The sequence below is a fragment of the Dellaglioa sp. CoH-57-MRSF-22 genome, from assembly GCF_056781895.1.
In genome coordinates, this window is record NZ_JBXAXT010000005.1 from 1 (window position 1) to 17,243 (window position 17,243).

General features: G+C 35.7%; 19 protein-coding genes and 1 riboswitch. Of the genes, 4 read left to right on the forward strand and 15 right to left on the reverse strand.

Translation table 11 applies throughout. The features are described from left to right. Positions 1-279: 279 nt before the first annotated feature. The 8 genes from serS to AC1RPR_RS06090 form a co-directional block, all read right to left on the reverse strand. Positions 280-1,548 carry a serine--tRNA ligase gene (gene serS / locus AC1RPR_RS06055; protein WP_481761724.1) on the reverse strand — a complete coding sequence of 423 codons (1,269 nt, stop codon included), beginning with the start codon at positions 1,546-1,548 and terminating at the stop codon, positions 280-282. Between the two features lie 277 nt (positions 1,549-1,825). Next, positions 1,826-2,557 (reverse strand): M15 family metallopeptidase, encoded by a 732-nt coding sequence (locus AC1RPR_RS06060; protein WP_481761725.1) that lies wholly within the window; start codon positions 2,555-2,557, stop codon positions 1,826-1,828. Positions 2,558-2,565: 8 nt separating this feature from the next. Continuing rightward, positions 2,566-3,996 (reverse strand): amino acid permease, encoded by a 1,431-nt coding sequence (locus tag AC1RPR_RS06065; RefSeq protein ID WP_481761726.1) that lies wholly within the window; start codon positions 3,994-3,996, stop codon positions 2,566-2,568. Positions 3,997-4,120: 124 nt separating this feature from the next. Beyond that, positions 4,121-4,305, reverse strand: a riboswitch (Lysine riboswitch). A 44-nt stretch (positions 4,306-4,349) separates the two neighbouring features. After that, positions 4,350-5,063, reverse strand: a complete 714-nt coding sequence (gene budA / locus AC1RPR_RS06070; RefSeq protein WP_481761727.1) for an acetolactate decarboxylase — start codon at positions 5,061-5,063, stop codon at positions 4,350-4,352. A 26-nt stretch (positions 5,064-5,089) separates the two neighbouring features. After that, complete coding sequence (gene alsS / locus AC1RPR_RS06075) at positions 5,090-6,769, reverse strand: acetolactate synthase AlsS (RefSeq protein ID WP_481761728.1); 1,680 nt, start codon at positions 6,767-6,769, stop codon at positions 5,090-5,092. Positions 6,770-6,904: 135 nt separating this feature from the next. Then, a complete protein-coding gene (locus AC1RPR_RS06080; protein WP_481761729.1) occupies positions 6,905-7,438 on the reverse strand; it encodes an Rrf2 family transcriptional regulator in 534 nt (177 codons plus the stop codon). 86 nt (positions 7,439-7,524) lie between these two features. Beyond that, a complete protein-coding gene (locus tag AC1RPR_RS06085) occupies positions 7,525-8,046 on the reverse strand; it encodes a GNAT family N-acetyltransferase (protein ID WP_481761730.1) in 522 nt (173 codons plus the stop codon). A 3-nt stretch (positions 8,047-8,049) separates the two neighbouring features. Next, on the reverse strand, positions 8,050-8,682 hold the full coding sequence (locus AC1RPR_RS06090; protein WP_481761731.1) for a phosphatase PAP2 family protein: 633 nt from the start codon (positions 8,680-8,682) through the stop codon (positions 8,050-8,052). A gap of 184 nt (positions 8,683-8,866) precedes the next feature. Between AC1RPR_RS06090 and AC1RPR_RS06095 the strand changes: the two genes are divergently transcribed. The 3 genes from AC1RPR_RS06095 to AC1RPR_RS06105 are packed head-to-tail and all read left to right on the forward strand — an operon-like array spanning position 8,867 to position 11,184. Then, entirely contained in the window at positions 8,867-9,709 is an 843-nt protein-coding gene (locus AC1RPR_RS06095; protein WP_481761732.1) for a sulfite exporter TauE/SafE family protein, read from the forward strand. Further along, complete coding sequence (locus tag AC1RPR_RS06100; protein ID WP_481761733.1) at positions 9,709-10,083, forward strand: DUF1634 domain-containing protein; 375 nt, start codon at positions 9,709-9,711, stop codon at positions 10,081-10,083. The genes AC1RPR_RS06095 and AC1RPR_RS06100 overlap by 1 nt, the downstream gene beginning before the upstream one ends. A gap of 21 nt (positions 10,084-10,104) precedes the next feature. After that, positions 10,105-11,184: an LCP family glycopolymer transferase gene (locus tag AC1RPR_RS06105; RefSeq protein ID WP_481761734.1), complete on the forward strand. Its 1,080-nt coding sequence runs from the start codon at positions 10,105-10,107 to the stop codon at positions 11,182-11,184. Between the two features lie 90 nt (positions 11,185-11,274). On the opposite strand, the gene AC1RPR_RS06110 is transcribed toward AC1RPR_RS06105, so the two are convergent. The 3 genes from AC1RPR_RS06110 to AC1RPR_RS06120 all read right to left on the reverse strand — a co-directional run bounded on the left by AC1RPR_RS06110 (position 11,275) and on the right by AC1RPR_RS06120 (position 12,829). Next, positions 11,275-11,475 (reverse strand): cold-shock protein, encoded by a 201-nt coding sequence (locus tag AC1RPR_RS06110; protein WP_112251328.1) that lies wholly within the window; start codon positions 11,473-11,475, stop codon positions 11,275-11,277. A gap of 166 nt (positions 11,476-11,641) precedes the next feature. After that, complete coding sequence (locus AC1RPR_RS06115; protein WP_481761735.1) at positions 11,642-12,055, reverse strand: helix-turn-helix domain-containing protein; 414 nt, start codon at positions 12,053-12,055, stop codon at positions 11,642-11,644. Positions 12,056-12,109: 54 nt separating this feature from the next. Beyond that, positions 12,110-12,829: a VIT1/CCC1 transporter family protein gene (locus AC1RPR_RS06120; protein ID WP_481762651.1), complete on the reverse strand. Its 720-nt coding sequence runs from the start codon at positions 12,827-12,829 to the stop codon at positions 12,110-12,112. A gap of 189 nt (positions 12,830-13,018) precedes the next feature. Here AC1RPR_RS06120 and AC1RPR_RS06125 point away from each other — a divergent pair, with 189 nt between their 5' ends. Then, positions 13,019-13,546, forward strand: coding sequence for a hypothetical protein (locus tag AC1RPR_RS06125; RefSeq protein ID WP_481761737.1), 528 nt, complete (start codon positions 13,019-13,021; stop codon positions 13,544-13,546). Between the two features lie 31 nt (positions 13,547-13,577). Here the strand turns inward: AC1RPR_RS06125 and AC1RPR_RS06130 are convergent, their stop codons facing one another. From AC1RPR_RS06130 to AC1RPR_RS06145, 4 genes are all read right to left on the reverse strand, one after another. After that, positions 13,578-13,964, reverse strand: a complete 387-nt coding sequence (locus AC1RPR_RS06130; RefSeq protein WP_409021995.1) for a DUF956 family protein — start codon at positions 13,962-13,964, stop codon at positions 13,578-13,580. 105 nt (positions 13,965-14,069) lie between these two features. Next, a complete protein-coding gene (locus tag AC1RPR_RS06135; protein WP_481761738.1) occupies positions 14,070-14,978 on the reverse strand; it encodes a PTS system mannose/fructose/sorbose family transporter subunit IID in 909 nt (302 codons plus the stop codon). Positions 14,979-15,001: 23 nt separating this feature from the next. Beyond that, positions 15,002-15,805 carry a PTS mannose/fructose/sorbose transporter subunit IIC gene (locus AC1RPR_RS06140; RefSeq protein ID WP_481761739.1) on the reverse strand — a complete coding sequence of 268 codons (804 nt, stop codon included), beginning with the start codon at positions 15,803-15,805 and terminating at the stop codon, positions 15,002-15,004. A gap of 38 nt (positions 15,806-15,843) precedes the next feature. Further along, a complete protein-coding gene (locus AC1RPR_RS06145; RefSeq protein ID WP_481761740.1) occupies positions 15,844-16,827 on the reverse strand; it encodes a mannose/fructose/sorbose PTS transporter subunit IIA in 984 nt (327 codons plus the stop codon). Positions 16,828-17,243 lie beyond the last annotated feature (416 nt).

Consider the following 17,243-nt stretch of genomic DNA (forward strand, 5'->3'; position numbering starts at 1 on the left):
ACATTTGATTTGTCGAAAATTTGTTCAGTTTTCAAAGATCTACTTGGTTGCTTTTGACAACTTTTATATCATATCAACCACGTCATGATTTGTCAAGAATTTTTTTGAATAAATATTCATTTCTTCTTGCCGTATCAATCAGCTTTATTAATATACCATCTGGTATACACCCTGTCAATACTTCATTACAGATAAATTTGATTTATTAATTATTACTTTATCAAAAAAGCGACTTAACCTCATCGAATTGATAAGTTTAAGTCGCTTTTTTGATAAAAGCTATTTAATAATGTCTAATCCACCCATGTATGGTTGAAGAACTTCCGGAATAGTTACCGACCCGTCTTCATTCTGATAATTTTCAAGAACTGCTGCTAGCGTACGACCAACTGCCAATCCTGAACCATTCAACGTGTGTACAAACTGTAATTTTCCATCATCATCCCTATATTGGATATGAGCCCTACGAGCCTGAAATGCTTCAGTATTAGAACAACTTGAAATTTCACGATACATATTTTGTGCAGGTAACCAAACCTCTAAATCATGTGTCATTGCTGCTGAGAATCCCATATCTCCCGTTGACAATGTTATCACATGATATGGTAACCCAAGTTTTTCCATAATTCTGCCTGCATCACTTGTCATTTTTTCTAGTTCTGCATATGAATCTTCTGGTTTAGTATATTTCACCATTTCAACTTTATTAAATTGATGCAATCTAATCAATCCACGTGTATCTCTTCCAGCGCTTCCTGCTTCAGATCTGAATGAGGGTGAGAGAGCTGTGAAATATACTGGTAATTTTTCTTCCGGAATAACTTCATCCCTGTAGTAATTAGTTAATGGTACTTCTGCTGTTGGAATTAACGTTAAATTTTCATTTGCGATTTGAAAAACGTCTTCCTTAAACTTCGGAAATTGACCAGTTCCGTACATTGACTCATCATTAACAATATATGGAGGAATAATCTCTGTATAACCATCAATTGCATGTTGATCAAGCATAAAATTGTATAAAGCACGTTCTAAACGAGCTCCCCATCCTTTATAGTATAGGAATCGACTGCCCGACACTTTAGCGCCACGTTCAAAATCTAAAATATCTAAATTTTCACCGATTTCCCAATGTGCTTTCGGCTCAAAATCAAAAGTTCTTGGTGTACCTACTTTTCTTAATTCAATGTTTGAATCTTCATCAGGACCTACTGGAATCGTTTTATTTGGCATATTTGGTAGTCGCGATGCCATATCTGTTACGTCTGCATCTAAAACCTTTAATTCTTCATCAAATGCTTTAATTTCATCTCCGACTTTTTTCATTTCTTCGATTTGAGCATCTGCATTTTCTTTATTTCGTTTTAATTGTGCAATAGCTTGCGATACATCGTTTCTTTTCTTTTTTAAAGTTTCGGTTTGAACAATAATATCCCTACGTTTACGATCCTTTTCAACCATTTCATCAATAATCTCTGGTTTTACCCCACGATTACCCAATTGTTCCTTAACTTCATCGACATTTTGACGAATCATTTTAATATCTAACATATTCTGTTCCTCCTTTTTTTGTATAAAAAAAGCCCACTCATCCACTAATTGGGACGAAAGGCTCATTTTCGCGGTACCACCCAAGTTCGACAAATAATCATTTGTCACACTCAAATAGATAACGGTCTCCCGTGTGGCATTACCCACCCACTTATTCACGCCGGATTTTCAGCTTCGTAATTTCCACCACCATTACGTCTCTTAAATGCCTACTTATAACGTTTTCCGTGTTTATTTATTACTTTAATAATAAGCGTTGTTTTATTAAATTGCAAGTTTAATTCTTACCCGCTTTATTAAGCAAATCGATATACTCTTCTAACGAAAGATGATGCTTAACTATATATTTCGCGTTACTTTTACCAACATAGCGGAAATGCCATGTTTCATAATCAATTTTAGTCGATTTTTCTTTATCTTTCGGGAATCTCAATATAAATCCATAATTTACCGCATGGTTGATTAACCATTTTTGACCCTTATCTGTTTCACTACTATTATCTAAATCATTATGTTTGGCATACCAATTTGATGACATCATATCGACTGCTAGTCCGGTGTGATGTTCGCTTGATCCTGGTTCTGCCACATACTCTTTTGTTAATTGTTTAGCCTGAGCAACTGACTTTCCCGAATTTTCATAGCTTTTAATTGAGTCTGCATAGACCTCTTTTTGGTAGCTAATTGATCGATAACCAGATACCAGTGACGCCTTATACCCGGCCTTATTTGCTGCTGATACAAAATCATTCAAAGCACTCTCAATTTTTGAATTTACAATAACATTTCCATCTATTTTCTGTTTAAAATCCAGTTCTTGCTTGAGTTTATGCTCTGAATTAACTAATATTAAATTCCAATCATTTGCCTTTACACCTTTAGGTAGCTCACTTTTTTGTGTGACTTTTACCGTTTTATGGCTAGGTGTCGTATTCGCTTTCTTACCGCATGCACCTATTAATAGTGCACACATCATTACTACCATCATCATCCATTTTCTTCTAGTCAAAATGTGCCTCATTTCTTTGATAAATCTACATCTTTTAATGGAATTAATTTTGTTTTATAGCGTATTTTATAATATGTGTACAAGATAACAAATAACGGAATGCTCATATAACTAACCGAGATTGCTTCCCAATCAAAATTTTTAAATGATTGAATATCTTGTCCAAGAATAACTAAAATACAAAGAACAAGCGCTAAAATAGGGCCCACTGGGAACCATTTTGCAGAGTACTTTAATTCTGACACTTCATGTCCTTGCGCTTTGAACGCTTTTCTAAATCTGTAATGTGAGATTGCAATTCCTAGCCAAGCGATGAATCCAGTTAACCCACTAGCACTCAGTAAAAAGACATACACTTTTGCTCCAAAAACACTTGCTAAAAATGTGAGTAATCCGATAAATGTTGTTCCCACTAGTGCTGCCATTGGAATACCACGACTATTCGTTTGTTTAAACTTTTTAGGAGCGTAACCCTGTTCCGCAAGTGAATGAAGCATTCGAGTTGATGCATACATTCCTGAATTTGCAGCTGAAAGTACAGATGTTAAGATAACTGCATTCATAACACTTGCTGCAGAGGCTAACCCAGCTCTTTGAAAGACCAATGTAAATGGACTAATTGAAATATCTGATGCGCTTGAGCCGAGTAAATCTGGACTTGTATACGGAATAATTGCTGCAATGATAAAAATAGCGAAAATATAGAATAGTAGAATCCGCCAAAACACTTGTTTAATTGCTTTTGGAATACTCTTTTCAGGCGTTTCTGATTCTCCCGCCGTAATACCGATTAATTCAGTTCCTTGGAAAGAGAAACCAGCGACGACGAATACACTTAGAATCATTGGAACACCACCAACAAATGGAGCTTTCTTCATTGTAAAGTTTTCAAGTCCCGTTGCATGGCCACCTAGAATACCAAATATAGTCAATACACCAACGATTAAGAAGACAATGACAGTCACCACTTTAATAATTGATAACCAATATTCTGTTTCACCAAATGATTTAACTGACAACGCATTAATTGAAAAAATAATAACTAACGAGATTGTACTAAAAATCCATCCTGGTACATCTGGCAACCAAAATTGCATAACCAAGGCAGCTGTACTAATATCAACAGCCAATGTAATTGCCCAGTTAAACCAGTAATTCCAACCCATTGCAAAACCCATCGCAGGATCAACAAATCGCGTTGAATAAACCGCAAACGACCCTGAAACTGGTAAATACGTTGCCATTTCACCTAAACTAGTCATTAAAAAGTAAACCATAATTCCAATGCCAATGTAAGCTAGTAACGCACCACCTGGCCCTGCCTTCGAAATTGCTGACCCACTCGCAACGAATAAGCCTGTTCCAATACTTCCACCCAAGGCAATCATTGATAAGTGTCTTGTTTTTAACTCTCGGTGCATACCTTCTTGTTCTGCCATATGAAATCCCCCCTATATATAGAGGAGCACTCGTGATTTTTAAAATTGAGAAAAGAAAAAGAGACCTTTTGTACAACACTATTACGCGTTATACAAAAAGACTCAGATTAATAGACTCAGTCAAATCGTTATAAGCGCCCCGTGATTACTATATAATCACGACAGTTTCTGACTTATTAAATCAGACCCCAGCAGTCACTAAATCTAAGTTAGCATCCACTTCGGCAGTTCACCCTTTCAGTTTAACTTCTTCAGCACTTAATTGCTTCATTAAACATACTTATGAAAACTGCATCCTCTTCTTTCGATAATTCTTACTATAATCAATTCACTGATATTTTGCAAGCTGTATCCTAATTTTCAGCTATATTAATTTCATCATGCAACTTTTCAATATCTGTTTCATTTTTTAAAAAAGCTTCATTTTCGATTGGAAAGTGTTGTTCAATCGAACTAAATGGCTGTAAACTCACAACCCCATTTTTTAAATGATAATCTAAAATATGTCCACCCATTTTATTTTCATCAGATAAAAAATGAATATGGAATCCCGCTGCACCAATTCCTTGAAATAACTCAGGTGTGAAATAGCCAATAGCTGTTCCATCAATATCTTCTTCTTCAAATTCCGATTGTTTGGCAGTTACCGCAGTTAATTCTGGATACGGTTTACTTTGTTTAGCAACAGATCGTGTACTCATTTTACTAAATGTTCCTTTAATAAGAACACTAAAAAATAAATTTTGGTAAGGATATAATTCAAGTAATTGCTCTTCTAAAACATTTCCTGCCACATTTTCAAATTGAATAGATGCGTCTGCTTGATTAAAATGGACTGTCGCAAATGGAACAAGAACGTCATCGCTAACTTGATTAATTTGACCTTTTGCAGTAATCTGGAAAGCCTTTCCGTCAATCACAATCATTTCGCCATCTAAATCACCAACAGTTCCAATTCCGTAATCACCATGTTTCAATAATTCTCCAACACTCAATGTGCCTTCGTACAAGCCTTCAATTAATGTTGCTAAGGTACCATGTTGATAAACCTTTTTTATATCTTGCATGTCGTTGACCTCTCTTGAAAATTATTTTAATATAATTGATCCATTAAAATTGATTGTCCTAATTCTTGATTATCTTTATAATCAACTGGTATATCAACAATAACAGGACCATTAGTTGCAAATGCTTCATCTAATGTTTTAGCTAAATCTTGTGCTTTTTCAACGCGTAAGCCTTTTGCACCAAAACTTTCCGCATATTTCACAAAATCCACTGCGCCAAAATTCACACCGGCAGATTGACCATATTTCATTTCTTCTTGGAATTTAACCATATCGTAGTGTCCATCATTCCAAATAATATGAACAATATTCAGATTCAAACGAACCGCTGTTTCCAAATCTTGGGCTGAAAACAAGAATCCACCATCTCCAGAAATTGAGACGATTTGTGTATTAGGTCGAACTAAGGCCGCTGAAATTGCCCAAGGTAACGCAACTCCTAATGTTTGCATCCCATTACTAAATAATAAATGACGTGGTTCATAACTTCTAAAATGTCGCGCGATCCAAATGTAGAAACTACCGACATCAACTGCTACCGTCATTTCATCTGAAACACGTTTTTGTAATTCTTGGATAATGCTTAATGGATGACTGGTTAATGTGTCACTTGTCACAACTGGCGCTTCATCCCTAGCCTGTAATTTTTCTTGTAAGCCATCTAAATACTCACGAGATTCAGATGCCATTTGATAGCCTTTCATATAGGGTAATAAAAATTCAAGTGTTTGCGCGATGTCGCCCACTAACTCTTTCTTTGGTTGGAAATTATGATCAATCTCTGAACGCATATCGTCAACAACAACAATATTAGCTGTTCCTTCTGCATTCCAGTTACGTGGTTCATATTCAATAGGATCATAGCCAATTGTAATAACTAAATCGCTCTTTTTAAGTAATTGATCCCCTGGTTGATTTCTGAATAAGCCCACACGACCAAAGAAATCACCGACTAATTCACGCGATATCACACCAGCGGCTTGAAATGTTTCCACAACAGGTAGATTCGTTGCTTCAACTAAATTACGAATAGCTTTTGTTACTTCTGGTGAAGATGCCCGCATTCCCACAAGTAAAACAGGTAATTTTGCTGCTTTAATTTCTTGTGCTAAAAGTGTACTTTCTACCGGGCTAGCGGGACCTAATTTAGGTGCCATTAAAGGCTGGATAACTTTTGTTTTCACTTCTGAATCTGTTACATCTTGGGGAATACTAACGAAACTTGCCCCTTGCTTTGCAGCCTCAGCTTCTTGGTAAGCATTAGCAATCACTTCTGAAATATTCTCAGGTTCTTGAACCTCTGCACTATATTTAGTGATTGGTTCAAATAATGCCGTGTTATTCATACTTTGATGCGTTAGTCTCGTTAAATCTGAACGTTTCACTTGACCAGAAATAGCAAGAACAGGATCACCTTCTGCCGTAGCCGTCACAACGCCTGTTGCCAAATTACTTGCACCAGGTCCGGAAGTCGTTAAAACAACCCCCGGTTTACCTGTAATACGACCAATCCCAGCAGCCATAAATGCTGCATTTTGTTCATGGCGCGTAATAATTAATTCTGGCGATTTAGAATTCGTCGGATGTTCCAATTTTTCAAAAACACGATCAATTTTTGCACCAGGAATACCAAATACATATTTCACATCATGATTTATTAAACTATCAACAATGGCATCTGCGCCGTAATATTTATTATCTGTCATTAGATTTCCTCCGAATTTGTTTTAGTAGTATCCATGATAGCATTTTCACAAATAAATGACTATGGTTTAAACTTACCAAATGTAAGCCTAAATAAAAAACCATTATTAACCCAGTTATGGTTAATAATGGTTTCGTTATTTATGATTTCCGGTTACATTTTCGACAATTTTTTGAATGATTAATTTACGTTGACCACTGATATCTTCTTCATTCCAATTAATTAAAGGAATTTCAGTTTCGTCAAACGTTGCTGCAATTAGTTGATAAACCGTTTGTGACTCTAAATAATTAGCCCAACGTTTATCCGCTTCAGCAAAAACACTATTAACGACGACGGTTGCTTTTTCTGTATCTTGTTTAAATTCACGAAATACACGATCAAAGAAACCGAAGTTTGGATAGGTTTCAATCTTTCCTTCCGAAGCCTCCACAATTTCTAATAAATTGATATCCTTAGCATCCCTTGCTAACGTAAAACCGCCATTATTACCTGAAACAGATTTCACAAGTCCCGCAACGACTAACTTACGCATAATTTTACGAAGATAAGTTTGTGAACCACCAAGACGAGCGTTGATTACTTGCGATGAAATTGGCACACCCTTATCCTGCGTTGCCAATAAAGAAATAATACACGCTGCTTGTTCAAATCCTTTTGTTAATTGCATAGTCAGCTACCCCCGGTTGATTAATTTTCAAATAGTTCTATATATACGAATAAAGGATAACATATGTCGTTGACAATTGGTATTGATTATTTTAAATCAACCGCATAAACAATTTCATTAATTAGAGCAGCAGGTTGAAAAAGGGATGAAACCGCTCTTTTTTCAACAAATTTAAAATTGGATTTTTTTAACACTTTGATAGATGCTTTATTTTCAATAGTTGTCACGCCAATTACACGTTCTAAATCTAACGCCTGAGCCATTGTTAAAAGTCCTTGAACTGCTTCAGTCATTATCCCTTGATTCTTAAAAATAGGATTTAGTGCATAGCCAACCTCTTTAACTACCAAACTAGGTTCTTGATTCTCATCAACTACTTCATATAAACCGATATTACCGACTACTTTTTGATTTCCTTTACACTCAATCGCAAATATACTTTGTTTTTGTAGCGTCGCAACGAACAAACTAGCTTCAGCCAATGAATTCACGGGTAAAAAGCCAGCCATTTGACCAACCGTTTCATCACAAGCATATTCATATATGTCATTTATGTCTGATGAGCATAACGGACGTACCACAAGCCGTTTCGTTTCATATTGATTCATTTTTTAGCCCTCAATTTTAAATTTATTCAGAATTTTTAGATATATAACGCGTGCAATGGCTATCCAAGTGACTGTTAAAAGAACAGCGCCTACCGTATCCGTCGGAAAGTGAGCTTGTAGATATACTCTTGAAATCATAATCATCATGATCCATATCGCTAATAAGCAGTTAATCAAAAATTGTTTACTATACTTAAATTCTACCAGCATAATACTCATTATCGTTAGACAAAATAATGCCACCCCGAACGTATGTCCACTGGGGAAACTGAATCCAGTAATTGATCCATGCCCCACTGGTCGAGGTCTCTGGACGCTACTTTTAATGAGCTTAATTAACAGTGCTCCAGTCATTATGGTCATCCCTGTCCAAATAGCGAGTACACCTCGTCGTAATTTATATAAAATAATCATCAAAATGACTGAATACAACCCTATCATCATCGGACTACTTAGCCAACTGATTATCTGCATCACTTGGTCTAGTTGCGCTGTAGGATGAAACCTAACAACTGCAATGATATTATTATCTATACCATGAATAAAATTATTTTTTGTTACTATTAATAACGTCAATATTGCGAATAGTCCACTGCCTATTATGACTACTCCATAAAGTTTATTCTTATTAATCATTACTCTAACCTCTTAATTACAGTCTATTTTATCCACATAATTTATCATATTTTTTAATTTGTTTAAAGTTAGTTACCAAAATCTTTAAGAATTCATACAGAAATCAAGCAAATGCTCAATTTTATGTAAGTTTATGGTAAAATAGGATATCTTTATAAATTTAGAAAAGAGTTGAAAATAAATAATGAATACGCTACTACTTATGCTTGCCGCTGGTCTTGTGGCAGGTGCTCTAGGATCTATCTTAGGATTAGGTGGCGGCATCATTGTCACCCCGGTCTTAACTTTAATGATGGGATTAGATATTAAATACGCTATTGGTGCTAGTATCATTGCCGTTATCGCAACGAGTTCTGGTGCTACAATTGCATTTCTAAAAGATGACGTTTTAAATTTGAGGGTCGCCATGTTTTTAGAAATCGCAACGACAATTGGTGCGATTTGTGGAGCACTCTTAACAGGAGTCTTTAATACATCCTTTCTCTTCATTTTATTCGGTGCTTTTTTGCTACTTTCTGTCTACAACATGCTTAAAAAAATTTTTGTAGGTGAAGAAGTTTTAAAATCAGCTGAACCTGATTATTTATCTACCAAATTTAAACTGAATAGTTCGTACTATGATAAACAACTAAAAAAACAAGTTGATTATCAAGTCGAAAATGTTCCAGGTGGGATGGCGATTATGCTTGGTGCTGGAGTTGCTAGTGGACTACTAGGAATCGGATCTGGTATTTTCAAAGTTATGGCAATGGATACTGCAATGAAAATGCCGTTGAAACCATCAAGTTCAACAAGTAACTTAATGATGGGTGTCACCGCTGCCGCAAGTGCGACCGTCTACTTTTTCAATGGTTCAATTAGACCTGATATTGCGGTTCCATTAGCGCTAGGAATTTTAGTTGGTTCATCAATTGGTTCGCGTGCAATGCAATACCTACCCGCAAAAATAATTCGCCTCATTTTTGTACCTGTACTATTGTATGTCAGCATTCAGATGATTCTAAAAGGATTCGGGGTATCTATCTAATGATGAATGAAAAAAATAACACATCAGCCGAAATGGCAAAAATTGAATTAATGATTGGTCAAATACTAAGAATTGGCGTTTTCATTTCTGCGATAATTATGATTATTGGTCTTATCCTATCCTTAGTTACAGGTTCAACAGGCTATCAAGGTAATACATTTCCAACTTCATTTTCTGCTATCATTTCTGGAATTGTCGCACTTAAACCTTACGCAATTATGATGCTTGGGCTATTTTGCTTAATACTAACACCAATTCTTCGTGTCGTTATTTCAATTTATGCTTTCTACAAAGAAAAAGATTATCTGTACGTTAAAATTACCGTCATCGTTTTAGTCATTTTAATTGCTGGCTTTTTTATTGGCGAACATTAATTAATAAAGGGGAACATTTCAATGTCAAGTCGTCGAGAAAACTATCATAAAGAACAACTACTACACCAAGAAACAACTAATCACCTGCCTTTACCAAAACGCGAAAGAAAAAATAAAAAGCAAAACAAGAAACGTCGTCGCTTAATTTGGTTAATCATTATAATAATCGCTGCTATCTGCGGTGGCGTTTATGCCTACCATAAATACTCAAACGCTAAAAATGCAGCTGATAAAATCTATACTTCTACTAAAATTGCTAAAACTAGAAATGTCGCAGCGGTTTTGGAAAAGGACCATCCTATTTCGATTTTACTTTTAGGTTCTGATGATGGTGCCTTGGGTCGTGCTAAAACTGGTGGCCGAACGGATACTTTAATCGTTGCCACACTTAACCCTAAAACAGAATCAATGACCTTAATCAGTTTACCGCGTGATACTGAAGTTGCGGTTTCAGACCATGAATCAGATTTTCCAAGTAAGATAAACGCTGCCTATGCTTATGGTGGTGCTGCAACTGCCGTTAAAACTGTTGAAAAATATTTCAATGTACCCATTGATTTCTACGCAACAATCAACATGGGCGGTTTAGAATCACTAGTTGATGCTGTTGACGGTGTTGACGTTAATCCACCACTATCTTTTTCTTATAATGGTGCCAGCTTCAAAAAAGGCGTTAAAACTCATGTCAACGGTAAACAAGCCCTTTCGTATGCCCGCATGAGATATGATGATCCTCTTGGCGATTACGGTCGACAAAAACGCCAACGTCAGATTATTATGGCAGTGGCTTTAAAAAGTACACAACTTCAAAATTTATTAGACGATAAATTTTTAAATACAATGTCATCTCAAATGAAAACTGATTTAACATTCAATGATCTTACCGTCTTAGGTACCAATTATCGTAAGGCAACACATCATTCACATTCAGATTATCTACAAGGTACAGGAACAATGGTCAATGGAGAAGCTTTTGAAATTGCCAGCGAAACTGAAAAACAACGTATCACTGATAAATTACGTTCCACACTTGGCTTGGTTCCAGCTAAAACTGGAAATACTTTAACAGCCGATACAAAAATTAATACAACTCGTGAATAGTTAAAAGTAGGCCGTCAATCGGGGATTGACGGCCTACTTTTTTGCATAAAAAAACAACTCACCTAAATGGCAAGTTGTTTAGATTTTAAATTAGTCTTTGTTTACGTTTACTGCTTGTGGTCCACGGTCACTATCTTCAACGTCAAAAGTTACTTTTTGACCTTCGTCTAATGTTTTAAAACCGTCACCTTGAATAGCTGAGAAATGTACGAATACATCACTACCATCTTCGCGAGTAATGAAACCAAAACCTTTATCTGCGTTAAACCATTTTACTGTACCTTGTTCCATGAATAAAATCCTCCTTGTGTCTATGTGACACGTTTTATTTATGACTCTCAAATCGTCCCAGTTGATATCGTTTCCGAAGACACTCATCAACTTCATTTGATTTGAAAAGCCACCTAAATTATATCACGTCTAATTGTAAAAACAAATTCTAAAATAGCGCTTTTATTTAGTTGTTTTCATCTTCAAGTGGTAACGCTAAATCATCATTTTCTTCCAGATTATATGGCTGGTATTTACCCATTAAATATCCTTGAATCATTTGAATAACTTCATAACGATCACTACCTGATAAAATTTTATCGCGGTATAAAAGTGTTGCCGTCCGTGCGAATAAATCTTCAAGATCAATCAATTCATCGTTAGTTTGACCAACTAAAAAATCAATTGAAACATGAAAGAATTCGGCCAACTTTCTGACTTCAAGATATGAGGGTGTATTAATACCACGCTCCCAACTACCAATCTGCGGGCCAGAATTCAAGTTATGATTCGATTTTTGAGACTGATTTAATCCAACAGCTAATTGAGTTAGCGTTAATCCACTACCTCTGCGCAATGCTTTTAATCTTTCCGGAAACATCAACAACACCTCCTTTAGATAAGCATACCTCTTTTTTAAAAAAAGGGTAGGTTTTTAACCAAATAAACCGCCAATATAATAAGTTACAGCCATTGTTACTAATCCAACAAAAACATTTCTTACCATGGCATGTCTAATATTATTACGCCCTAATATCCCGCTTACTGCCCCTGTTAAAAGTAAAGCTAAAGCAACGCCAATAACCGTCAGTGGAATCATAAACTCAGTTGGGAGTATCGCTATTAATAATAATGGAACTAGCGAGCCAACTACAAAGGATGTCATTGAGGACATCGCTGCGTGCCACGGATTTAAGTACTCACCGACATCAATATTGTTAACTTCTTTACAGTAATTTTCTAGTTCATTTTGAGACATTAGTTCATTGACCACATCCGTTGCGACCATCCGCGAGAATCCCTTTGCTTGGTAGATATTAATTAATCGTTCAATTTCAAATTCACGATTTTCTTTTAACTTTTTTGCAGCTGAATGGATAATCGATTTTTGTGTATCCCTTTGTGCAGAAACTGAGACGTATTCACCACCAGCCATTGAGAACGCTCCCGCAAACATACCAGCAAGTCCAGCTAAGACAAGATAGTACTTACCTTGACTAGCACCGGCCATCCCCAGAATAACGCCTGCAACTGAGATGATGCCATCATTAGCACCTAATACCCCTGCTCTTAAAATATTTAATTTCGTTGATAAAGCCATTCCTACTTTTAATGCACGACTATTCATCAAATGATTCACTCCATTTCCAATCATTTAAGTATAAGCTAATTGGGAACGATTATCAGTCGGGTTTATTAATTTCGTTAAGGAACATGATTGCCTTATCTTAAATGGGACACAATCTTACCATAGATAAAGACTGACTACTAGAAATCGAAAGGACCTGCATTTCAACCCATTATAGGATATACTTAAAGCAATTGTTCGAAAGAGGTGAATCAAATGTCTGACTCAAAAAAATACCCAATTAGTCCCTATTTTGAAATTAAAAATAATCATCCTTGGTACCTTGATGCCGAAATTGATGACTTATCACTTTATAATCAAAACTTTAAGGTTGTCTTACAAACAATAACTAAAAATGAAAATATTAATAAAGGGTGGCGCGATGAGGATTTAGAATCTAACATTCAGTTACTCCTTCTTATTGATTACGAAGAACTTGAAGTTTGGAAATATCCCGTCGATTTGTCATTTGATAAATTATCTTTAAAGGAAGATGTTGTATCATTCAATGAAAATAGTCGTATTGCACTTTATTTTGAAGATGATCAAGCTGTGATGCGAAAACTCGGCTACCTACCAAAAGAGGATACATTACAGGTCCATAATATTATGGCAGGCCTACCACATTATAAAATTGCCACTTATTTGACAGGCGGTCCTTATAAGAAATTAACGTTCGAAGACGACGAACTTCAAATTGATAATGGTTTTGAAGAATTTCGTTTAAATATTTTAATCTACTAAAAAAACATTCTCAATGAGAATGTTTTTTTGATTACTTATTTTTACTTTTTTTATTAAAAATTGATTTAACTGATCGTTTTAAAACATCGCCCATTCCAAGTGATTGAACCATATGAGCTGGATCAACATAGTTACGCATTGCACGTAACACCATTTTTGGTTTTTTAGACGCAAAAGTAAATGTCCCATTCTTCTTCGTTTTAATTGCATATCTCGGAATCCATCGTCCTTTAAACATCACAGACGCGATAACTTGATCAACTTCATCCCATGGAATTTGGATAAACTTGCGTGCATCACGGTCATTATAAAATTCAAACCCTTTATCGCCAATCATGATTTTACCATAATCAGTTAAACCTGTGAAAGCAGTTGCATCGATTGTTAAGTCTACCTTTGTATTAATTGACTGGACCATAGTATTTCGACTCCAATGTTTTTTGACGTTATCTTATTATACCTTAATTAATTGCATTGAACCATATAAAAAAACCCAGGAAAATTCCTGAGTTTTTTTGAAATTTTATAAAATTCCAAGTACGTGTCCACCGATACCAACTATGAATAAACCTAGAATGATAAGAATTGGTGAAACTTTTTTCTTAAGTAACCACATACAGAAGAATGTTAATAATAATGCTGCTAAACCTGGAATTAATTGATCCAAGTTATTTTGTAATGTTGTTACTTTATTTGGTGAAAGAGCTAAACCGTCGCTAGCTTGTTGCATAGCTGTTTGCATGCCTTTTCCACCTTGGAGTTTATCAAAATCAATATAAGCACCTTTATCCAACTTAACTGTTGAAATAACTGGCGTAAATTTGATTGAAACCCAACGTTCTACTAATGCGGCTAAAACGAACATTCCCAGTACCGAAGCACCTTTAGTAACATCTTGTAATAAGCCACCTGACATATCTTCAGAAATCTTAGAACCAGCTCTATAACCGAATTCTTGTGTATACCACATGAATCCCATACGGATGATATTCCAAGCTACGAAGAAAATGATTGGTCCCATAATGTTACCACCCATAGCCAATGAAGCACCTAAAGCACCTAACATTGGACGAACAGTAAACCAGAATACGGGATCACCGACACCAGCCAAAGGACCCATCATACCAACTTTAACACCTTGAATTGCAACATCATCAATAGGGGCACCATTAGCACGTTCTTCTTCAAGTGCTAATGTAACACCAAGGATTGGTGAAGCAAGATAAGGATGAGTGTTAAAGAATTCCATGTGTCGTTTCATTGCTGACGTACGTTCTTCTTTAGTTTTGTATAATTTTTTAATTGCTGGAATCATTGAGAATGTCCAACCACCATTTTGCATACGTTCGTAGTTCCATGAACCTTGAATAAACGTTGAACGCCATGCTACAGCCAATCGATCTTTTTTAGTTAATTCAATTTTATCTGCCATAATATATTCCTCCTTCTTCCAGTTTAATAATCGTTTAGAATTTCGCCAAGTGGATCACCGGTATTATTGCCACCGCCACCATTTGATGAACCACCCATTTTTGAAAGGTTCAAGTAAATAAGAGCAAGAGCAACACCGATAGCACCAATAGCGATCAATGTTAATTGAGTAATAGCTGCGACTACGAAACCAAGAATAAAGAATGGCCATACTTCTTTTGTAGCCATCATGTTAATAACAAGTGCATAACCAACGGCAACAACCATACCACCACCAATAGCCATACCATCTGTTAACCATGCGGGCATTGATTCAAGGAAACCTTTAACTGTTTCAGCTGGAATAAAGAGCAATGCTCCGGCTGGAATAGCAATACGGATACCTTGCATACCAATAGCAAGAACATGCCATATTTCTAGCTTACGGATATTACCTTGTTCTGCTGCTGCATCCATTGCATGAACAATAGGAACAGCAAGTGTACGAACAACCATTGTTAAGAATAATCCGGCAACGGCAAGGGGAACGGCGATAGCGATAGCTGATCCAACACCTTTAATCCCTTGTCCACCTAATACTAAAATAATTGCTGATGCAACTGAAGCAAGTGCAGCATCGGGTGCAATAGCTGCCCCGACATTAGCCCAACCAAGTGCGATCATTTGAAGTGTACCACCTAAAACAATTCCGGCGGTTAAATTACCGGTTACTAACCCGATTAATGTACATGCCACTAGTGGTTGATGGAATTGGAATTCATCTAAAATTCCACCCATACCAGCTAGAAAGGCAATAATTACTACTAAAATCATTGATATAGCTGACATAATAAGCCTCCTAAATTAATTTTCTTTTATTGTGTTGTTTAAGCTTTTGCTAATTCACCTTTAGCTTTTTTGAGAATGTTAGCCATATTCTCTTTTGAATCGTTAGGTACTTTACGGACATCAAATTTAACGCCCTTATCTTCTAGTTTTTCAAAAGTATCAACATCGTCTTGTCCCATTGATAATACGTTGTTAACAACTACTTTACCAACTGAATGAGCCATTGAACCAAGGTTAACTTCGTCAAATTTCATTCCGCCTTCAATTGCTGTTAACACATCTTGTGGACTTTCAAAAAGAAGTAATGCTTTCATTCCACCAAAACGAGGGTCTTTTGAAACTTCAATCATCTTAGCAATTGGCACAACATGTGCAATAATACCAGGTGGTGAAGCTTGTTCAATTAAGTTTTTACGAAGTGTATCCTTAGCAACATTATCAGAAACAACGATAATACGGTCAGGCTTAACTGATTTAGACCATGCTGTAGCAACTTGTCCATGCAATAAACGTGAATCAATACGTGTTAAAACGTATTTAATTTTACCATCACCGATTACAGTTCCTTCAGGAATTGAACCAGTAGGTTTGTTTGTTGCAACAACAGCTGCTTCTTTTGGTGCTAAATCTTCTGGCTTAATCTTAACGCCACCTTTTGCTTCGCTTAGAATACTTGCAGCAATTTCTTGTGCAGAATCCATTGACAAGCGTGCTGCGTAGGCTTCAATTAACATTGGTAAGTTTAAACCTGTAACAATTGCCCATTTATCTTTATGAGCGTCAAGCAAACCGTTTGCTTGATTAAATGGTGATCCACCCCATAAATCAACTAAGAATAAGACTTCTTCAGGATCATCAAAAGTAGCAATTGCTGCTTCAAGATGAGCTTTTAAATCGTCTGGTCCTTCGTTTGGCATGAAAGTTACAGCTTGAACATTTTCTTGTTCACCAAAAATCATTGAACCGGATTGCATGATGCCTTCGGAAAATTTACCGTGACTTGCAATTACAATTCCAACCATTTTAAAACCTCCTAAATTTTTATCAGATTACTGTAAGAACTCCGGAAAAACGCTTACATTTATAATATAAAAACACGCAAAAATTATTTCAAAAACAACTTAAGCATTTTGCTTTTGTTCCTAGGTAATCTGATTTAATTTTAAAATGTTACGAAACACTTAAAAATAATATCGTTTCCATAACGTCTATGTTGTTAAGTATAGCACAACGATTACGAATTACTATTAAAAATATTAATTTGTATTCGCTTACAATTATACCATTTAATCGTATAGATATTAGTTATCAACCTATATGATGGGTTTTTTTACGTTTCCATAGCTTGTTTCATTCAACAAAATCTTATCTATACCAATTTATAAAAAAAGTTTTGTTATATACAATGCTATTTTATTTTTTTAACACAAAGTGGTAT

Coding starts and splice junctions, on each gene's coding strand:
- AC1RPR_RS06095 (WP_481761732.1), top strand. CDS start 8,867: ATGAATACGCTACTACTTATGCTTGCCGCTGGTCTTGTGGCAGGTGCT.
- AC1RPR_RS06105 (WP_481761734.1), top strand. CDS start 10,105: ATGTCAAGTCGTCGAGAAAACTATCATAAAGAACAACTACTACACCAA.
- AC1RPR_RS06080 (WP_481761729.1), bottom strand. CDS start 7,438: ATGCAATTAACAAAAGGATTTGAACAAGCAGCGTGTATTATTTCTTTA.
- budA (WP_481761727.1), bottom strand. CDS start 5,063: ATGCAAGATATAAAAAAGGTTTATCAACATGGTACCTTAGCAACATTA.
- AC1RPR_RS06120 (WP_481762651.1), bottom strand. CDS start 12,829: ATGATTGGAAATGGAGTGAATCATTTGATGAATAGTCGTGCATTAAAA.
- AC1RPR_RS06145 (WP_481761740.1), bottom strand. CDS start 16,827: ATGGTTGGAATTGTAATTGCAAGTCACGGTAAATTTTCCGAAGGCATC.
- AC1RPR_RS06130 (WP_409021995.1), bottom strand. CDS start 13,964: ATGGTCCAGTCAATTAATACAAAGGTAGACTTAACAATCGATGCAACT.
- AC1RPR_RS06115 (WP_481761735.1), bottom strand. CDS start 12,055: ATGTTTCCGGAAAGATTAAAAGCATTGCGCAGAGGTAGTGGATTAACG.
- AC1RPR_RS06140 (WP_481761739.1), bottom strand. CDS start 15,805: ATGTCAGCTATATCAATGATTTTAGTAGTAATTATTGCCTTTCTAGCT.
- AC1RPR_RS06085 (WP_481761730.1), bottom strand. CDS start 8,046: ATGAATCAATATGAAACGAAACGGCTTGTGGTACGTCCGTTATGCTCA.
- AC1RPR_RS06110 (WP_112251328.1), bottom strand. CDS start 11,475: ATGGAACAAGGTACAGTAAAATGGTTTAACGCAGATAAAGGTTTTGGT.
- AC1RPR_RS06125 (WP_481761737.1), top strand. CDS start 13,019: ATGTCTGACTCAAAAAAATACCCAATTAGTCCCTATTTTGAAATTAAA.
- AC1RPR_RS06065 (WP_481761726.1), bottom strand. CDS start 3,996: ATGGCAGAACAAGAAGGTATGCACCGAGAGTTAAAAACAAGACACTTA.
- AC1RPR_RS06135 (WP_481761738.1), bottom strand. CDS start 14,978: ATGGCAGATAAAATTGAATTAACTAAAAAAGATCGATTGGCTGTAGCA.
- AC1RPR_RS06100 (WP_481761733.1), top strand. CDS start 9,709: ATGATGAATGAAAAAAATAACACATCAGCCGAAATGGCAAAAATTGAA.
- serS (WP_481761724.1), bottom strand. CDS start 1,548: ATGTTAGATATTAAAATGATTCGTCAAAATGTCGATGAAGTTAAGGAA.
- AC1RPR_RS06090 (WP_481761731.1), bottom strand. CDS start 8,682: ATGATTAATAAGAATAAACTTTATGGAGTAGTCATAATAGGCAGTGGA.
- alsS (WP_481761728.1), bottom strand. CDS start 6,769: ATGACAGATAATAAATATTACGGCGCAGATGCCATTGTTGATAGTTTA.